This is a genomic window from Pseudoduganella sp. R-32, from assembly GCF_049913245.1.
Lineage (GTDB): Bacteria > Pseudomonadota > Gammaproteobacteria > Burkholderiales > Burkholderiaceae_D > Rugamonas.
Genome location: NZ_CP183987.1, coordinates 1,772,742 through 1,789,362, shown reverse-complemented (window position 1 = coordinate 1,789,362; position 16,621 = coordinate 1,772,742). Strand labels below are relative to the sequence as shown.

General features: G+C 63.0%; 14 protein-coding genes. 2 read left to right on the top strand and 12 right to left on the bottom strand.

The genetic code is table 11. The features are described from left to right. Positions 1-104 precede the first annotated feature (104 nt). Positions 105-1,874, top strand: coding sequence for an allantoate amidohydrolase (locus ACN9MU_RS08420; RefSeq protein WP_426344415.1), 1,770 nt, complete (start codon positions 105-107; stop codon positions 1,872-1,874). On the opposite strand, the gene ACN9MU_RS08415 is transcribed toward ACN9MU_RS08420, so the two are convergent. Genes ACN9MU_RS08415 through ACN9MU_RS08395 form a run of 5 tightly spaced genes read right to left on the bottom strand, consistent with a single transcriptional unit; the run spans position 1,849 to position 8,388 of the window. Continuing rightward, a complete protein-coding gene (locus ACN9MU_RS08415; RefSeq protein WP_426321653.1) occupies positions 1,849-2,787 on the bottom strand; it encodes an alpha/beta hydrolase family protein in 939 nt (312 codons plus the stop codon). The two genes, ACN9MU_RS08420 and ACN9MU_RS08415, sit on opposite strands and share 26 nt — an antisense overlap. Before the next feature lie 22 nt (positions 2,788-2,809). After that, entirely contained in the window at positions 2,810-3,889 is a 1,080-nt protein-coding gene (locus tag ACN9MU_RS08410) for a CaiB/BaiF CoA transferase family protein (protein WP_426344414.1), read from the bottom strand. 1 nt (position 3,890) lies between these two features. Further along, complete coding sequence (locus ACN9MU_RS08405) at positions 3,891-6,023, bottom strand: 3-hydroxyacyl-CoA dehydrogenase NAD-binding domain-containing protein (RefSeq protein WP_426344413.1); 2,133 nt, start codon at positions 6,021-6,023, stop codon at positions 3,891-3,893. Between the two features lie 12 nt (positions 6,024-6,035). Then, on the bottom strand, positions 6,036-7,241 hold the full coding sequence (locus ACN9MU_RS08400; protein WP_426337131.1) for an acetyl-CoA C-acetyltransferase: 1,206 nt from the start codon (positions 7,239-7,241) through the stop codon (positions 6,036-6,038). 10 nt (positions 7,242-7,251) lie between these two features. Further along, on the bottom strand, positions 7,252-8,388 hold the full coding sequence (locus ACN9MU_RS08395; RefSeq protein ID WP_426337130.1) for an acyl-CoA dehydrogenase family protein: 1,137 nt from the start codon (positions 8,386-8,388) through the stop codon (positions 7,252-7,254). Between the two features lie 94 nt (positions 8,389-8,482). Between ACN9MU_RS08395 and ACN9MU_RS08390 the strand changes: the two genes are divergently transcribed. Further along, on the top strand, positions 8,483-9,118 hold the full coding sequence (locus ACN9MU_RS08390) for a TetR/AcrR family transcriptional regulator (protein WP_426337129.1): 636 nt from the start codon (positions 8,483-8,485) through the stop codon (positions 9,116-9,118). Between the two features lie 4 nt (positions 9,119-9,122). On the opposite strand, the gene ACN9MU_RS08385 is transcribed toward ACN9MU_RS08390, so the two are convergent. From ACN9MU_RS08385 to ACN9MU_RS08355, 7 genes are all read right to left on the bottom strand, one after another. After that, the gene (locus ACN9MU_RS08385) at positions 9,123-9,527 is read right to left on the bottom strand and encodes a type II toxin-antitoxin system VapC family toxin (RefSeq protein ID WP_426337128.1); all 405 of its coding nucleotides are present in this window, start codon (positions 9,525-9,527) and stop codon (positions 9,123-9,125) included. Then, positions 9,524-9,781 (bottom strand): antitoxin, encoded by a 258-nt coding sequence (locus ACN9MU_RS08380; RefSeq protein ID WP_426337127.1) that lies wholly within the window; start codon positions 9,779-9,781, stop codon positions 9,524-9,526. Before ACN9MU_RS08380 ends, ACN9MU_RS08385 begins: the two co-directional genes overlap by 4 nt. A gap of 63 nt (positions 9,782-9,844) precedes the next feature. Beyond that, complete coding sequence (locus ACN9MU_RS08375; protein ID WP_426337126.1) at positions 9,845-11,080, bottom strand: Zn-dependent hydrolase; 1,236 nt, start codon at positions 11,078-11,080, stop codon at positions 9,845-9,847. 10 nt (positions 11,081-11,090) lie between these two features. Continuing rightward, complete coding sequence (hydA, locus tag ACN9MU_RS08370) at positions 11,091-12,485, bottom strand: dihydropyrimidinase (protein WP_426337125.1); 1,395 nt, start codon at positions 12,483-12,485, stop codon at positions 11,091-11,093. Then, on the bottom strand, positions 12,486-13,964 hold the full coding sequence (locus ACN9MU_RS08365; protein ID WP_426341621.1) for an NCS1 family nucleobase:cation symporter-1: 1,479 nt from the start codon (positions 13,962-13,964) through the stop codon (positions 12,486-12,488). Further along, entirely contained in the window at positions 13,961-15,247 is a 1,287-nt protein-coding gene (gene preA, locus ACN9MU_RS08360; protein ID WP_426169544.1) for an NAD-dependent dihydropyrimidine dehydrogenase subunit PreA, read from the bottom strand. The genes ACN9MU_RS08365 and preA overlap by 4 nt, the downstream gene beginning before the upstream one ends. Beyond that, positions 15,247-16,614, bottom strand: coding sequence for an NAD(P)-dependent oxidoreductase (locus ACN9MU_RS08355; protein WP_426169541.1), 1,368 nt, complete (start codon positions 16,612-16,614; stop codon positions 15,247-15,249). Before ACN9MU_RS08355 ends, preA begins: the two co-directional genes overlap by 1 nt. Between the last annotated feature and the right edge of the window lie 7 nt (positions 16,615-16,621).

The following is a 16,621-nucleotide window of genomic DNA, read 5'->3' as shown; positions in this document are numbered from 1 at the left end:
TGCCAGACCTGACCCCGACTTTCATAATTGCAGGTATAAAGGAGCGATTATGGCGGGGCGCTCGGGGCCGGGTATGATCGATTGTTCAAGATAGGACAAATGCGATGACCACGACTCTTACTGAACTGAACTCCTGCAGTCCGGCTGCTTATATCGACCACCTGCGCGGCATCTATGAGCATTCGCCCTGGATTCCGGATCGGGCGGCGGCGCAGCGGCCATTTGCGACGCTGGCGGCGTTGAAACAGGCCTTGCAAGGCGTGGTCACCAGCGCGACTGAAGGCGAGCAGCTTGGCCTGATCCGCGCGCACCCGGAACTGGCGGGCAAGGCGGCCATCGCAGGCGAACTGACAGCCGAATCAACCAGCGAACAGGCCAGGTCCGGCTTGAACCTGTGCAGCGCGGAGGAATTCGCCACCCTGCACAAGCTGAACGCCGACTACAACGCGAAGTTCGGCTTCCCGTTCATCTTGGCGGTCAAAGGCCCGACTGGACAAGGCTTGACGCGTGAAGCCGTCATCGCCGCCTTCGCGCGCCGCCTGAAAAACCAGAAGGCCGACGAAATGGCGGAGTGCCTGCGCCAGATCCACCGCATTGCCGAAATACGCTTGAACGACCTGCTGGGCGTGAAGCTGGAGTTCGGCCCGCAGATCATGCAATGGTCGGAAGACCTGGCACAGTGGAGCGACGAGGCTGGCGCCCTCACCTGCGCCTACATGACCGATGCCCACCGCGCCACCGCCGCGCAGTTGGCCAGCTGGATGCGCGAGGCCGGCATGCAGGTCGAGATTGATGCTGTCGGCAACGTCGTTGGCCGCTACCAGTCCGGCGCGCCGGGCGCGAAAACCGTCCTCACCGGCTCCCATTACGACACGGTGCGCAACGGAGGCAAGTACGATGGCCGGCTTGGCATCCTGCTGCCGATCGCAATCGTGCGCCACCTGCACGCCAAGGGCGAGAGGCTGCCGTTCAATTTTGAGGTGATCGGCTTTGCGGAAGAAGAAGGCGTGCGCTTCCGCAGCACCTTCCTCGGCAGTAATGCGGTCACCGGCAAGTTCGACATGTCCCTGCTGGATGCTGTGGACGCCGACGGCATCAGGATGCGCGACGCACTGGCCGCCGCTGGCCACGACGCGGCAGCCATTCCTGCGATAGCGCGGCGGCGCGAGGATATCGCCGCCTATGTCGAAGTCCACATCGAGCAAGGCCCGGTATTGCTGGAACGGGGCCTGCCAGTCGGTGTTGTAACGGCCATCGCGGGAAGTTCGCGCTTCCTGGTCGAGCTGCACGGCGTCGCCAGCCATGCCGGTACCACGCCGATGCATATGCGCAAAGACGCAGCCGCGGCGGCAGCCGAGATCGTGTTGCTGGTCGAGCAGCGCTGCGCACGGGGCGAAGCATTGGTCGGCACGGTCGGACAGCTCCAGGTGCCGGGCGGTTCCGTCAACGTCATTCCCGGCGCCTGCAAGCTGTCGCTCGACATCCGCGCTGCCGACGATGCAGTGCGCGAGGCGGCGGTGCGCGATGTATTGGACGGCCTGGCGACAATTTGCGCGCGGCGCAATATCGAATTCAAGGTGGAGAAGATTGTCGAAGCCAAGGCCGCCCCATGTGCGCCGTGGCTGATGCAGCAGCTGGGCGATGCAGTCCAGCGCAGCGGCCTGCCACGATTCGACCTGCTGTCCGGCGCCGGCCACGATGCGATGGCGATTGCCGCAATCACCGACGTTTGCATGTTGTTCACACGTTGCGGCAACGGCGGCATCAGCCACAACCCGCTGGAGACCATGACCGCCGACGATGCGGAAGTCGCAGCGCAGGTGCTGCTCGACTTCCTCCGCAGTTTCGTTAGCGGCGCTGCGACAGGTCGCTGATATCTGCCGGGCTGATATCGACTTCGCCGCCACTACGCGCGGCGGAGACAATTTTTGCCGCAATCATGTCGTTGGCGGGAGCAAGGATGCTGAAGTGCGACTTGTTCGCCACTTCCATGAAGCGGATGGCCTTGTTCTTGTTCTTCTGTCGCATTTCCTGCAGGTCCTGCACGTTGCCGCCAACGGCCCCCTCCAGTACGAACAGCGGACTGCGGACTGAATCCATCCACAGGATCGGAGCGCGGCGCTTCGCTTCCTGCATATCCTTGATGTCATAGTAGTTGTAGTCTTCGCCGTAATAATGCGCCGCCGCTACCGGCCCGAAAGCAAAGACGCCGCGGAACCGTTTCGTGCTTTCTGCGACCAGCATCACCAAGGTTGCGCCCGTACTGTGCCCGCCCAGGTAGATACGCTGCGGGTCCACATACGGCAAACTGGCCAGGTAATCCGCGGCCGCGATCACATCATCCACTTCACCGTAGAAGCCTTCGCGCCGGCCCGGATTGTCGTTCCCGCCGCGCAGGCTTGGCAGCATCAGCACGAGGCCGGGCTTGCGATAGGCCGCTGCGCTCTGGTCGTTTTCGCGCGGCCTCGGCTTCCACATCTCTTCCAGCGAACTGCTGTCGCCGCCGGCGATCCAGATGATTGCGGGATACTTGCCATTGCCGTCCGGCTTCGGCGTGACATAAGCTGCCAGGGCGCCAGCCGGCGACTTGTAGTGCACGCGTTCGAAGACACCTGCCGGTGGCGCAGGGAGGGCTGGGAACTTCTCGCCCTGGCGAATAATTTTGGTGGTGAATCCGGCGCGCGCCTGCACCAGGGCCGACTCAGGCGAGGGCTGGGCCATGGCATCGGAGGCGAGGTGCATCAGACACGCAAGCGGCAGCGCCAGCAGGAGTTGTTTAAATTTCATGAAATAGGGGATTCTAGCGCCATCAGCGAAGCCGCGACAAGATTTCCTCGTTGTGCTGGCCGATGGCGGGAATCGCATTTGGCGCCGCCGGTGCCGGCGTGGCGGAGAACCGCGGCGCGGCGTTCGCCTGCAATACGCCTTCGCTGGAATAAACGCCGCGCGCCTGCATGTGCGGATGCTGCGCCGCTTCCGATGGCGCCAGCACTGGAGCGAAGCAGGCGTCGCTGCCCTCCAGCAGGGCACACCATTCGTCGCGCGTGCGCATCGCAAACAACTCCGCAAACGCGGCGCGCTGAAGCGGCCATTGGCCCGCCGCGTGCTGGGACGCAAAGCGGCGATCTCCGGCCAGGCCGAGTCTTTCCAGCAGCAGCCTATAGAACTTGGCTTCCAGGGCACCGACCGTGATGTCGCGCCCGTCCTTGCAACGGTAAGTATTGAACCAATGCGGGCCATCCAGCACCGATGTGCCGCGCTGCTCGCGCATCAGGCCCGCGCCGGACAAATCAAGCAGGAGGTTCATCAAGTGCGCCGAGCCATCGACGATGGCGGCATCAATCACTTGTCCCTTGCCGCCGCCGCGTGCATGCAGGATAGCGGAGACAATGCCCAGCGCAAGATAAAGCGCGCCGCCGCCAAGGTCGCCTACCAGCGTTGGCGGTGCGACCGGTGGCGCTTCGCCGCTCCCAGCGTAATGCAGCGCGCCGGACAGCGCGATGTAGTTGTTGTCGTGCCCGGCCGACTGCGAGAGCGGGCCGTCCTGGCCCCAACCGGTCATGCGGCCATAGGCCAGGCGAGGATTGCGCGCCAGGCATACCTCAGGACCCAGGCCAAGGCGCTCCATCGCACCGGGCCGCATGCCTTCGATCAGGCCGTCCGCGTCTTCGATCAATTGCAGCACGGTGTCGATCGCGCCGGGTTCCTTGAGGTCCAGCGCCAGCGAACGCTTGCCACGGCGCAGGATGCCGGCGGTCGGAATCTCCGCCGGGCCGGGACGCTCCACGACGATCACGTCCGCGCCCAGGTCCGCCAGCAGCATGCCGCAAAACGGACCCGGGCCGATGCCCGCAATTTCGATAATCCTGACGCCGGACAGCACACCCATCTCAACGCTCCGTGTAGTAAGCCGCACCCGTAGCGGCCATCGCCTTCAACTGCGCAGGTGGCGCAAAGCGGTCGCCGTGGGCGGCCGCCAGGCGTTCGCACTGCGCCACGAAGGCCGCCGAACCGGCATGGTCGATCATGCTCAATGGACCGCCGCGGAATGGCGGGAAGCCCCATGCGAGAATAGCACCGACGTCCGCGTCGCGCGCAGAACGCAGCACGCCTTCGTCCATGCAGCGCGCGGTTTCGACGGCCTGCACCACGGTCAGGCGTTCGACCACCTGGCTCACGTCGGGCTGAACTTCGGCACGGGGGAAAAGCTCCGCCAGACCGCTCCACAGGACCTTTTTGCCGCCTTCCGGATAGTCGTAGAAACCCTTGCCGGCCTTCTTGCCGATGCGGCCCAGCTCCACCATGCGTGCGGCGACTTCGTGGCCCGGACGCGCCTTGTAGGCATCGCCCAGGTCAAGGCGGGTCTGGCGGTCGATCTTCCAGATCAATTCGGACGAGACTTCATCGGTCAGCGCCAGCGGACCGACCGGCATGCCAGCCTGCAGGCCGGCGTTTTCGATCAGCGCGGGCGCCACGCCCTCCGCCAGCAGCGCCAGGCCTTCCAGCACATAGGTCGAGAATACGCGGCTGGTGTAGAAGCCGCGCGAGTCGTTGACCACGATCGGCGTCATGCCCAGCGCGCGCACCAAGTCCATCGAGCGCGCCAGCGTTGCATCGGAAGTCTGCTTGCCGACGATGATCTCAACGATAGCCATGCGATCCACCGGCGAGAAGAAGTGCAGGCCGATGAAGTTGGCCGGCCGCGCGCTCGCTTCTGCCAGGCCGGTGATGGGCAAGGTGGAAGTGTTGGACGCGAAGATCGCGTCGGCTCCGAGTACCGCTTCCGCGCGGCGCGTCACGTCGGCCTTGATGCCGCGATCCTCGAACACTGCCTCCACCACCAGTTCAGCGCCTGCCAGCAACGCAAAGTCGGTGGTCGGCGTGATGCGCGCCAGCAGCGCTTCCGCCTTGTCGGCGCTGACCCGGCCGCGCTGCTGCTGTTTCGCCAGCAGTCCCGCCGAGTAGGCCTTGCCGCGTTCTGCGGCCTCCTGCGCGGTATCGACCAGTACTACCTCGATACCCGCCTTGGCGGCGACATAGGCGATGCCCGCGCCCATCATGCCGGCGCCCAGCACGCCGATCCTGGTGTACTTCTGCTGCGGCACATCCTTTGGACGCGAAGCCAGCTTGTTCGCCTCGTTCATGCTGAAGAACAGCGTGCGGATCATGTTCTTCGCTTCCGGCGACAACACGGTTTGCACGAAATAGCGCGCTTCCGTCATCAAGCCGGTGTCGAGGTCCGTGATCAGGCCTTCATACACGCAGGACAGGATATTGCGCGGCGCCGGATAGTTGCCATAGGTCTTGGCGCGCAACATGGCGTTGGCCGCCATGAAGACCTGCTGCACTGCCGGCGAGGACACGGCGCCGCCCGGAATCTTGAAGCCCTTGGCATCCCAGGGCTGATGCACGCCGCCCGCAGGGATCGCACTTTCGACCCATGCGCGTGCCGCAACCAGCTCGGTGCCAGCAGGGACTACTTCATTCAGGATGCCCAGCTCACGCGCAGCGCCGGCAGTCAGGCGCTTGCCTTCCAACAGCAGCGGCAGCGATTTCTGGATGCCGACCAGGCGTGGCAAGCGCTGCGTTCCGCCACCGCCCGGCAACAGGCCAAGGGTGACTTCAGGCAGGCCGAAACGGGCCTTCGGATTGTCAGCCGCCACGCGGTAATGGCCGCACAGCGCCACCTCCAGGCCGCCGCCAAGCGTGGTGCCTGGCAGCGCCATCGCGACCGGCTTGCCGCAAGTCTCCAGCTTGCGCAGCGCCCGATCGAGGCACACGACGCGTTCGAACAGAACCTCGGCGGTCCTGGCGGACAGCAGCCACTCCAGGTCGCCGCCAGCAATGAAGTCCGGCTTGGAGGACGTCATCAGCACGCCCTTGACGGCAGCATCCGCGGCCACGCGGTCTACCAGTTCGCACAGCGCGCTGCAGCTTTCTTCGTTCAGCACATTCTGGCTGCGTCCCGGCATGTTCCAGCTGAGGGTCGCGATGCCGTGGGAATCCAGGCTGTAATCAATCATTGTCTGCCTCCCTTAAATGCGCTCGATGATGGTGGCAGTGCCCATGCCGGCACCAACGCACAGCGTGGCCAGGCCGGTTTGCAGGTTGCGGCGTTCCAGCTCGTCCAGCAGTGTGCCAAGGATCATTGCGCCAGTTGCGCCCAGCGGGTGTCCCATGGCAATGGCGCCGCCGTTGACGTTCATTTTCCCGTGCGGCACGTTCATCACTTCCATGAAGCGCAGCACCACGGAGGCGAATGCCTCGTTCAGTTCGTACAGGTCGATGTCGAAAGCCTTCATGCCGGCGCGCTTCAGCGCTTTCTCGGCAGCGTAGCTTGGCCCGGTCAGCATGATGGAAGGTTCGCTGCCGATCGACGCGAAGGAACGGATGCGGGCACGCGGCTTGAGGCCGGCGCGCTCGCCGGATTCGCGCGTGCCGATCAGCACCGCTGCGGCGCCGTCCACGATGCCGGAGCTGTTGCCGGCATGGTGCACGTGCTGCATCTGCTCGATCTGCGGATAGCGTTGCGTGATGACCAAGTCGAAGCCGAAGTTGGCGCCCATGTCGGCGAACGATGCTTTCAGCGCGCCAAGCGATTCAACGGTAGTTTCGGGACGCACCAGCTCATCGCGCGCCAGCATGGTCAGGCCATTGCGGTCCACCACCGGCACCACGGAACGTGCAAAACGGCCTTCCTGCCAGGCGCGATACGCGCGCTGCTGCGATTCGACGGCGTAGGCGTCGACATCGCGGCGGCTATAGCCCCAGATGGTCGCAATCGCGTCCGCCGAAATCCCTTGCGGCACGAAGTAGGAATCGAAAGCGCTTTGCGGGTCGACCGGCCAGGCGCCGCCCGAAGAACCCATCGGCACGCGCGACATCGCTTCCACGCCGCCGCCGACCACCATATCGGACTGGCCGGACATCACCTGCGCCGCCGCCATATTGCAGGCCTCCAGGCCGGACGCGCAGAAGCGGTTGATCTGCACGCCCGCGACCGATTCGGCGTAGCCGGCAGCCAGCGCGGCAACCCGGCCGATGCAGGCGCCCTGCTCGCCGACCGGTTCCACGCAACCGAGCACCACGTCGTCGATGATCGCGCTGTCGAAGTTGTTGCGGCTGACCAGCGCGCGCAGCGCAGTCTCCGCCAGGCGCAGCGGCGTTACGCCGTGCAGCGAGCCGTCTTTCTTGCCTTTGCCGCGCGGCGTGCGCACGGCGTCAAAGATGTAAGCTTCCAAGCTGGTCTCCTTACAGCGTGCGGCTGATCAGTTCTTTCATGATTTCGTTGGTGCCGCCGTACACGCGCTGTACGCGTGCGTCGGCCCAGGCGCGGGTGATCGGGTATTCCCACATATAACCATAGCCGCCGTGCAGCTGCACGCACTTGTCCAGAACGCGGAATTGCATCTCGGTGGTCCAGTATTTAGCCATGGATGCTGTGGCGGCATCCAGCTTGTCTTCGATCAGCAGCTCCATGCAACGGTCGACGAACACGCGGCACATCTGCACCTCGGTCTTGATCTCGGCCAGCGTATGGGCGATGGTCTGGAACTCAGCGATCGGACGCTTGAAAGCCTTGCGGTCGCGCGTGTATTGCACGGTCCATTCCAGGCCCGATTCAGCAGCTTGCACAGCCATGATGGCGATCTGCATGCGCTCCCACGGCAGTTCCTGCATCAGGTATTTGAAGCCCGCGCCCTCCTCGCCCAGCAGGTTTTTCGCCGGCACGCGCACATTTTCGAAGAACAGCTCGGAGGTGTCCTGCGCCTTCATGCCTGCCTTCTTCAGGCGCTTGCCCTTACTGAAGCCCTCCATCGAAGTGTCGACCACGAACAGGCTGATGCCCTTGGCGCCGGCAGTCGGATCGGTCTTGGCAACCACGATCACCACGTCGGCATTCCAGCCATTGGTGATAAAGGTCTTGGAGCCGTTCATGATGTAGTGGTCACCGTCGCGGATCGCGGTGGTCGCCACGCCCTGCAGGTCGGAGCCGGTGCCCGGTTCGGTCATCGCGATGGCGCCGATCATCTCGCCGGTCGCCAGCTTGGGAATGTAATGCGACTTCAGGTACTCGCTGCCGTAGTGCAGGATGTAGGGCGCCACGATTTCCGAATGCAGCATGAAGCCGGGGCCGGACGCACCGACGCGTGCCTGTTCTTCGATCAGCACCATGCTGTAGCGGCGGTCCACGCCAACGCCGCCGTACTGCTCCGGCATGGTCGGGCACAGGAAGCCTGCAGCGCCGGCCTTCAGCCAGGCATCGCGATCAACATAGCCTTGCTCTTCCCAGCGCTCGTGGTGCGGGGCGATCTCGGTTTCCATGAAGCGGCGCGCGGATTCGCGCAGCATCTCGTGTTCTTCGGTGAATAAGGTGCGAGGGATCATCAGGCGTGGTCTCCGTTGGAAGTTATAGGTCAGTCGACCGAAATAGTATCGGTCAGTTGACCTATTTGTCAATCGACGGGATAATTCATGTCTTATGAGGAAAAGGTCAGACACGCCCCTGCAGGCAAAAGAATCCAACACCACCACCAAAGGGTTTGAGCGCGCCAGCGCCATCCTGGAGGCGGCGCGGTTGTTGTTGGCGCACGACGGTTATGCGGCGTTGGCAATGCGCAGCGTGGCGCAGCAGGTGGGGGTAAGCCTGTCGACGGTGCAGCACTATTACCCGAGCCGGGATGCGCTGATCGAAGCGCTGCTGGAGCAGACTTTTGCCCGCTACCAGGCAGGCATCGACGAACGTGTTGCCGCAGCCGGTACCGGTCCGCGCGTGGAATTGTTTGAATCGATCATCGATTACTTCCTGGCCGACCTGCGCGACCAGGTGTCGAGCGGCCTGTTCTTCGAAATCGCCGCCCTGGCCAACCGCCACCCGGTGGCCACCAAGCTGTTCGACACGATGATGACCCGCGCCCGCCGGACGCTGCGCAACCTGATCCACGAAATCGATCCAGCCCTGTCGATGCAGCAATGCGAAATCCGCGGCACGCTGATCGTGGCGCAGATGCTGGGGACAATGCTGTTCATCTCCGAGACCCGCCCGCAGCATAAAGAACTGGAGGACCTTGCGCACGAAGCGACGGTCGCCATCACCCGTATCGCCTTCGGCAGGTAACGAATTAGTCAGGCCAATCCTCAATCTCCAGATCGGCGCTCAGCATTGCGAACGACTTGTCGCGTGTCACCAGGATTGCTCCGAGGGCACAGGCATGGGCCGCAATTAACATATCCATTCGTGCCAATGGATGGCCATTGCGCTCGTATTTGGCCTGCAGATACGCATAAGCCATCGCCGCATCCCTGGTCCAGGGCAAGATAGTTGAACGCACCAGAAATGCATTGATGCGGGCAGCGAGGCCGTCTGGATTCCCACATTTCTCAAGGCCGTACCGCAGTTCCGCTTCTGTGATTACCGAAACGAAAGCTGAGCTCAACGGCAACAGCGCCAGTCGGGTAATGACGCCAGGCTTATCGCCTCTGATCGCGTGACTCGCGATATTGGTGTCGAGCAGATGCGGTCTCATGAATTTTCATCGAATGGATCGCGCTGCCCTTCTTGTGCACCACGTTCAATTCCGCTCATGAAGTCTGCTGGCACAACTGTGGTTTCGTAAAGTGCGAACAGCCCGTCCCAAGTAGTCGGCCGGGGGGACAGAATTACATCGCCTGTCACCGGGTCGCGCCGAATGAACACTTCAGTCCCCTCGAAGCGATAATCCTTGGGCAACCGAACAGCTTGGCTGCGCCCGGTAAAGAAGAGTTTTGCGGTATCTGCCATAACTTCACTATATGCCGGCACCGATACATATCAAGGTAGATACCGCCGCGCTGTTGAGGTAAGTCAAGCGATACCGGCGCGCTCCAGCATAGCGTGGAGCAGCACGTTGCAGCCTGCCTCCAGGTGCTCCTTCTTGGCGTCTTCGATTTCGTTGTGGCTGATGCCATCCTTGCAGGGGACGAAAATCATGCCAGCGGGAGCGACACGGGCCGCATAGATTGCGTCGTGGCCCGCACCGGAAACGACGTCCATGGTGGAATAGCCTAGTTTCTCGGTCGCCTTGCGGACAGCGCCAACGCAGTCTGGATGGAACGGGCATGGCGGATAGTACGACACACGCTCGATCTTGACAGGCAGGCCCGTCTCAGCGGAAGTCTTGTCGATGAAGGCCAGCATGTCTTCGTGCATCTTGTTCAGCAGCTCGTCGTTCACATTGCGCAGGTCGATGCTGAATTTGACCTGGCCGGGAATCACGTTGCGGCTGTTAGGGAAGACCTGCATCATGCCGACCGTACCGCGGCCGTATGGCGGGTAGCGGTTGGCAATTGCCACCACCTCGGGGATGATCTGTGCCGCCACCTGCATCGCGTCTTTGCGCAAGTGCATTGGAGTCGGGCCGGCATGGGCCTCCATCCCGGTCACCGTGCAGTCGTACCACGAAAGGCCCATCACGGCGGGCACGACGCCAATGACTTTATCGGCATCCTCCAGCACAGGCCCCTGCTCGATGTGGGTTTCGAAGTATGCACCGATTGGATGCTGGCCGGGCACCTGGTCGCCCTTGTAGCCGATGCGTTCCAGCTCCTCGCCTACTGTCTTGCCTTCAGTGTCTTTGGCGGCGTACGCATGTTCCAGCGTAAAGGCGCCACAGAATACGCCAGAGCCCATCATGACGGGTACAAAGCGCGAGCCTTCCTCGTTGGTCCAGAACGCGACCTCGACCGGTGCACGCGTCTTGATGCCCTTGTCGTTCAGGGTACGGACCACTTCCAGCCCCGCCAGCACGCCATAGTTGCCATCGAACTTGCCGCCGGTCGGCTGCGTGTCGATATGGCTGCCGGTCATGACGGGCGGCAGCGTGTTGTCTTCGCCATCGCGGCGCATGAAGACGTTGCCGATCTGGTCGACCGTGATCGACAAGCCGGCGGCGCGCGCCCAGCTTGTCACCAGGTCGCGCCCCTGCTTGTCGAGATCCGTCAGCGTCAGGCGCTTGACGCCGCCTTTCGGCGTCGCGCCGATCTTGGCCAGTTCCATCAGCGAATCCCACAGGCGGTCGCTATTGATACGTAGATCGCTCATGATGCACTCCTTAGCGCGCCGTTACGGGCGCAAAAGCGGGACGGTCGACGTGGCGCCCGGCGCCTTCGACTGCCCGCAAATCTCCACGATGGAACACGACCTTGCCGGCCGCCACGGTGGTGCTTGGAATCCCTTTGACTGTACGTCCCTCGAAGACGTTGAAGCCGCCCTTTGCGAACTGTGTCTTGGCCGAAATCGTGCGGGTGCCTTCCGGGTCCCACACTACGATATCCGCGTCAGAGCCGGCGGCAACCAGGCCCTTGCGCGGATAGATATTGAAGATCTGCGCCGCATTGGCGGACGTTACACGCACGTACTCCGACGGCGTCAGCTTGCCGCTGTTGACGCCTTCGTCCCAGATCACCGCCATGCGGTCTTCGACCCCGCCGCAGCCGTTGGGGATTTTGGTGAAGTCGTTGCGCCCCGCCGCTTTCTGCTCGGCGCAGAAGGTGCAGTGGTCCGTCGCCGTAGTGTGCAGGTTGCCGCCCTGCAGGCCTTGCCACAGTGCCTTCTGGTGCTCGCGGCTGCGGAACGGAGGGCTCATGACGTGACCTGCCGCAAACTCGAAATCTGGATGGTCGTACACGCTGTCGTCCACGATCAGGTGGCCGGCCAGCGCTTCGCCATACACGCGCTGGCCTGCGGCGCGGGCGCGGGTGATCGCGTCCAGCGATTCCTTGCACGACACGTGCACGATGTACAGCGGGGTGTTCAAGACGTTGGCAATGGCAATGGCGCGGTTGGCCGCTTCCGCCTCCACGGCTGGAGGGCGCGACAGCGGATGCGCACGCGGGCCGGTAATCCCCTGGCGCAGCAGGTCCTGCTGCAGCTGGTAAACCAGCTCGCCGTTCTCGGCATGCACAGTCGGGATTGCCCCCAATTCCAGTGCACGGCGGAAGCTTTTCACCAGCGTTTCGTCGTCCGCCATGATGGCGTTCTTGTACGCCATGAAGTGCTTGAAACTGTTGACGCCGTGGTTGCGCACCAGCGTGCCCATTTCCTCGTGCACCTTGTCCGACCACCAGGTGATCGCCACGTGGAAGGTGTAATCGCCGGCCGCCTTCTCGGCCCAGCCGCGCCACTGGTGGTAAGCCTCGAGCAGCGGCTGCTGCGGGTTGGGAATGACGAAGTCGATGATGGTCGTGTTACCGCCCGCAAGACCGGCTGCGGTGCCGGTGAAAAAATCGTCCTGGGTGACGGTGCCCATGAAAGGCAGGTTCATGTGCGTGTGCGGGTCGATCCCGCCCGGCATGACGTACTGGCCGCCTGCATCAATCACTTCCGCCCCGGCCGGCGCTTCAAGCGCGGGACCAACTGCGACGATCTTGTCCTCCTCGCACAGCACGTCCGCGCGGAAGGCACGGTCCGCGTTCACTACAGTCCCGCCACGAATCAAAGTTGCCATTTATGCTTTCTCCGGAATGGGTGGCGGTACGGCCTTGGCCGCCCTGCCCTTCATCAAGATGCCATACACCAGCGCCGCGATCGCGATGCCGACGAACCATGCATAGGTATAAATCAGCTTGAAGCCCTCGCCGACATCGCCGAACGATGCCGGAAAGGCGGCATTCAGGAAGCCCGGCACGTTGGGTGCTACGCCAAACGCGAAGGCCAGCAGTGCAGCGGAATTCCAGCCGTTTGTATAGCTGTATTCGCCGTTGTCGACGTACAGCGCGCCGACGTTCAGCTCCGTCTTGCGAATCAGGTAATAGTCGACGATCAGCACGCCGGCGATCGGGCCAAGCAGGGCCGAATAGCCGATCAGCCAGGTGAAGATATAGCCCTGCGTGGTTTCCAGCAGCTTCCATGGCATCATCGCCAGCGCGATTCCGGCCGTGATGTAGCCGCCGGTGCGATAGGAAATATGCTTTGGCGCCAGGGCGGAAAAATCATACGCGGGGCCAACCAGGTTGGCCGCGAGGTTGACCGAGATCGTATCGATCAACAGGACCACCAGCGCGACCAGCACCGCCACGCCGGTCATGCGGCTGGCCAGGTCAACCGGGTCCCAGATCGCCTTGCCGTACAAGACGACCGTGGCGGACGTAACGATCACCGCCAGCGCCGCCAGCAGGCCCATAGGCACCGGCAGGCCGACCGACTGCCCCAGCACCTGGTCGCGCTGCGTTTTCGCGAAGCGGGTGAAGTCCGGGATATTCAAAGCCAGCGTAGCCCAGAAGCCGATCATCGCTGTCAGCGAAGGCCAGAACGTCGGCCAGAACTGGCCGGCCTTCTTGCCGCCTTCAACGAATTGCGAAGGCTGCTCCAGCAAGGTACCGAAGCCGCCCGCCTTCTGGTACACCCAGCCAAGCAGCACGAAGCAGATGATGATCTTCAGTGGCGCGGTATAGGTTTCCAGTTTGCGGATCGCATCCATGCCGTGCACGATGTACCAGAACTGGATCGCCCAGAAGGCAATGAAGCAGAGCAGCTGGGCGCCATTGATGCCAAGGCCGCCGATCTTTGCACCGCCGATCTCGCTGCCCATCATCACGCCCAGCAGCGTATAGATCATCTGCCCGCCGAACCAGGTCTGGATGCCATACCAGCCGCAGGCCACGATGGCGCGCATCAGCGCCGGCAGCCGCGCGCCGGAGGTGCCGAACGAGGCCCGCGCCAGCACCGCGTACGGAATGCCATACTTGGTGCCGGCGTGGCCGATCAGCAGCATCGGCAGCAGCACAATGGTATTGGCCAGGAAAACGGTGAGGACAGCCTGTCCCGCCGACATGCCGCCTTCAATCAGGCTGGCCGCCAGCGTGTAGGCGGGGATGCACATGACCATCCCAACCCAGAGTGCAGCGAAGTGATACCAGCGCCAGGTGCGCTGCGATTCATTGGTCGGGGCCAGGTCTTCGTTCCACAACTGGGAATTGTCGCTCATGCAGTCTCCTTGATCTCGGCCCGCGGGTTGCGCGGGTCCTGTGTCCAGTTCATGTAAGGCTTGCCCGTGGGGACTGCGACCATCGTAATACAACCTTGCACCGGACAGGTAATTTCGCACAGGTTGCAGCCGACGCATTCCTCGTCGTTGACCTTGTACGTCCGCGTACCGGTCGCCTCATCGATCAACTGGAAGATGGACTGGTGCGACGTATCCTCGCAGGCCACATAGCAGCGGCCGCACTTGATACAGTCGTCCTGGTTGATATGGGCGATGGACTTGTAGTTCATATCCAGGAACTTCCAGTCCGTGGTGTTCGGCACCGCCTTGCCCATGAAGTCGTCCAGCGTCTGGTAGCCCTTGGAGTCCATCCAGCGCGCCAGGCCGTCCTTCATTTCCTGCACGATGCGGAAGCCGTGCAACATCGCAGCCGTGCAGACTTGCACGCAACCGGCGCCCAATGCGATGAATTCGGCCGCATCCTTCCAGTTGCCAATGCCGCCAATGCCGGATATCGGCAGGCCGCGCGTTTCCGGATCACGCGCGATCTCGGCCACCATGTTCAGCGCAATCGGCTTGACGGCCGGGCCGCAGTAGCCGCCGTGGGTGCTGGCGCCGCCCACGTTGGGGAAGGCCACCATCTTGTCCAGGTCCAGCGAGGTAATGGAGTTGATGGTGTTGATCAGCGAAACAGCATCGGCGCCACCGGCCTTGGCAGCACGCGCCGGGCGGCGGATATCGGTGATGTTCGGCGTCAGCTTCACGATTACCGGCAGCCTGGTGTGCTTCTTGCACCACGCCGTCACCTGCTCCACGTATTCCGGAACCTGGCCGACTGCGGAACCCATGCCGCGCTCCGGCATGCCGTGCGGGCAGCCAAAATTCAGCTCGATGCCGTCGGCGCCCGTAGCTTCGACTTTCGGCAGGATCGCGGCCCAGTAATGTTCCTCGCAAGGCAGCATCAGCGAAACCACGATGGCGCGGTCAGGCCACGCCTTCTTCACCTCCGTGATTTCCTGCAGGTTCAATTCCAGCGAACGGTCGGTAATCAGCTCGATGTTGTTGAAGCCAAGCACTTCGCGATTCTTTCCGTAGATGGCGGAGTAGCGCGAAGACACGTTCACGGCAGGCGGATCTTCGCCCAGCGTTTTCCAGACCACGCCGCCCCACCCCGCTTCGAAGGCGCGGATCACGTTGTACGCCTTGTCGGTAGGCGGTGCGGAGGCGAGCCAGAATGGATTCGGCGCCTTGATGCCGCAGAAATTGACGCTCAGGTCGGCCATTATGCTGCCCCCTTCTTCGATTGGATGTCGGAATGGATCGCCATCGCGGCGCGCTTGCCGTGCTCCACCGCTTGCACGGTGAGGTCCTGGCCCAGCGAAACACAGTCGCCGCCGGCATAGATACCCGGCAGGATGGTGCGGAAGCTGTCGTCCACATGAATCTTGTCGCCATCGCGTTTCAGCATGGCTGCCAGCGGGTCAGCCAGCGCGGACGAATCCATCGCCTGGCCGATCGCCTTGAAGATCGCGTCGGCCGGCAATTCAAACGTCAGTCCCGTGCCGATCATGCGCGAGCCTTCCATCGCCGTGCGCTCGAAGCGCATGCCCCGCACGCGGCCCGCCTCATCCAGCAGCACCTGCTGCGGCTGCGCCCAGGTCTGCATGCGCACCTGGTTGGCCTTGGCGATGTCCTGCTCGTGATGGGTAGCGCTCATGGCGTCGAAGCCGCGGCGATAGACCATCGTCACCTCTTCCGCACCCAGGCGCTGGATCTGCACCGCCATGTCGATAGCAGTATTGCCTGCGCCGATCACGATGGCACGGCGCGGCACCGGTAACCTCGCCAGGTCGTCCGCCTGGCGCAGTTCGGCGATGTAATCGACTGCTGCCATCAGGCCGGGAGCATCCTCGCCGGTCAGGCCAAGCGCGCGGCTGGCGCCCAGGCCGAGTCCGAGGAATACCGCATCGTATTGCGCATGGAGCTCTTTGAGGTGCAGGTTGGCGCCCAGCTTCTGCCCGTGGCGCACTTCGATGCCGCCGATCCCCAATAGGAAGTCCACTTCCTTCTGCGCGAAATTGTCGGTCAGCTTGTATTTGGCGATGCCGTATTCATTCAGGCCACCGGATTTCTCATGCGCCTCGAAGATCACCACGTCGTTGCCAAGCATGGCCAGGCGGTGGGCGCAGGACAAGCCTGCGGGCCCGGCGCCTACTACTGCGATCTTCTTGCCGGTCGAGGGTGCGCGCTTGAATGGATGGCCGTCCAGCGTGGCATTATCAAGTGCAAAGCGCTGCAGGAGGCCGATCTTCACCGGCTGGCCTTCCGCGTCATGGTTGCGCACGCAGGCGTCTTCGCACAGGATTTCGGTCGGGCAGACGCGCGAGCAGCTGCCGCCGAGGATGTTCTGCTGCAGGATGGTGACCGCGGCGCCGTTCACGTTCCCGTCATGGATATTGCGGATGAAGCTCGCGACATCGATGCCGGTCGGGCAGATGCGCGTGCACGGCGCGTCGTAGCAATACAGGCAGCGCGAACTTTCAATCGCAGCCTGGCGCGCGTTCAAGGGCGGCGCCAGGTCGGTGAAATGACCGGCCAGCTCTTCGTTCGTGGCTTTTGGCTGCGGTATGTATTTGAGTGACTCGATCATTGGTTCC

What these genes read in the sequence shown, in the direction of transcription:
- preA (WP_426169544.1), bottom strand. Translation starts at nt 15,247, where the DNA reads ATGGCCGACCTGAGCGTCAATTTCTGCGGCATCAAGGCGCCGAATCCA.
- ACN9MU_RS08385 (WP_426337128.1), bottom strand. Translation starts at nt 9,527, where the DNA reads ATGAGACCGCATCTGCTCGACACCAATATCGCGAGTCACGCGATCAGA.
- ACN9MU_RS08390 (WP_426337129.1), top strand. Translation starts at nt 8,483, where the DNA reads ATGAGGAAAAGGTCAGACACGCCCCTGCAGGCAAAAGAATCCAACACC.
- ACN9MU_RS08375 (WP_426337126.1), bottom strand. Translation starts at nt 11,080, where the DNA reads ATGAGCGATCTACGTATCAATAGCGACCGCCTGTGGGATTCGCTGATG.
- ACN9MU_RS08410 (WP_426344414.1), bottom strand. Translation starts at nt 3,889, where the DNA reads ATGGGTGTGCTGTCCGGCGTCAGGATTATCGAAATTGCGGGCATCGGC.
- ACN9MU_RS08355 (WP_426169541.1), bottom strand. Translation starts at nt 16,614, where the DNA reads ATGATCGAGTCACTCAAATACATACCGCAGCCAAAAGCCACGAACGAA.
- ACN9MU_RS08415 (WP_426321653.1), bottom strand. Translation starts at nt 2,787, where the DNA reads ATGAAATTTAAACAACTCCTGCTGGCGCTGCCGCTTGCGTGTCTGATG.
- ACN9MU_RS08395 (WP_426337130.1), bottom strand. Translation starts at nt 8,388, where the DNA reads ATGATCCCTCGCACCTTATTCACCGAAGAACACGAGATGCTGCGCGAA.
- ACN9MU_RS08405 (WP_426344413.1), bottom strand. Translation starts at nt 6,023, where the DNA reads ATGATTGATTACAGCCTGGATTCCCACGGCATCGCGACCCTCAGCTGG.
- ACN9MU_RS08380 (WP_426337127.1), bottom strand. Translation starts at nt 9,781, where the DNA reads ATGGCAGATACCGCAAAACTCTTCTTTACCGGGCGCAGCCAAGCTGTT.
- hydA (WP_426337125.1), bottom strand. Translation starts at nt 12,485, where the DNA reads ATGGCAACTTTGATTCGTGGCGGGACTGTAGTGAACGCGGACCGTGCC.
- ACN9MU_RS08420 (WP_426344415.1), top strand. Translation starts at nt 105, where the DNA reads ATGACCACGACTCTTACTGAACTGAACTCCTGCAGTCCGGCTGCTTAT.
- ACN9MU_RS08365 (WP_426341621.1), bottom strand. Translation starts at nt 13,964, where the DNA reads ATGAGCGACAATTCCCAGTTGTGGAACGAAGACCTGGCCCCGACCAAT.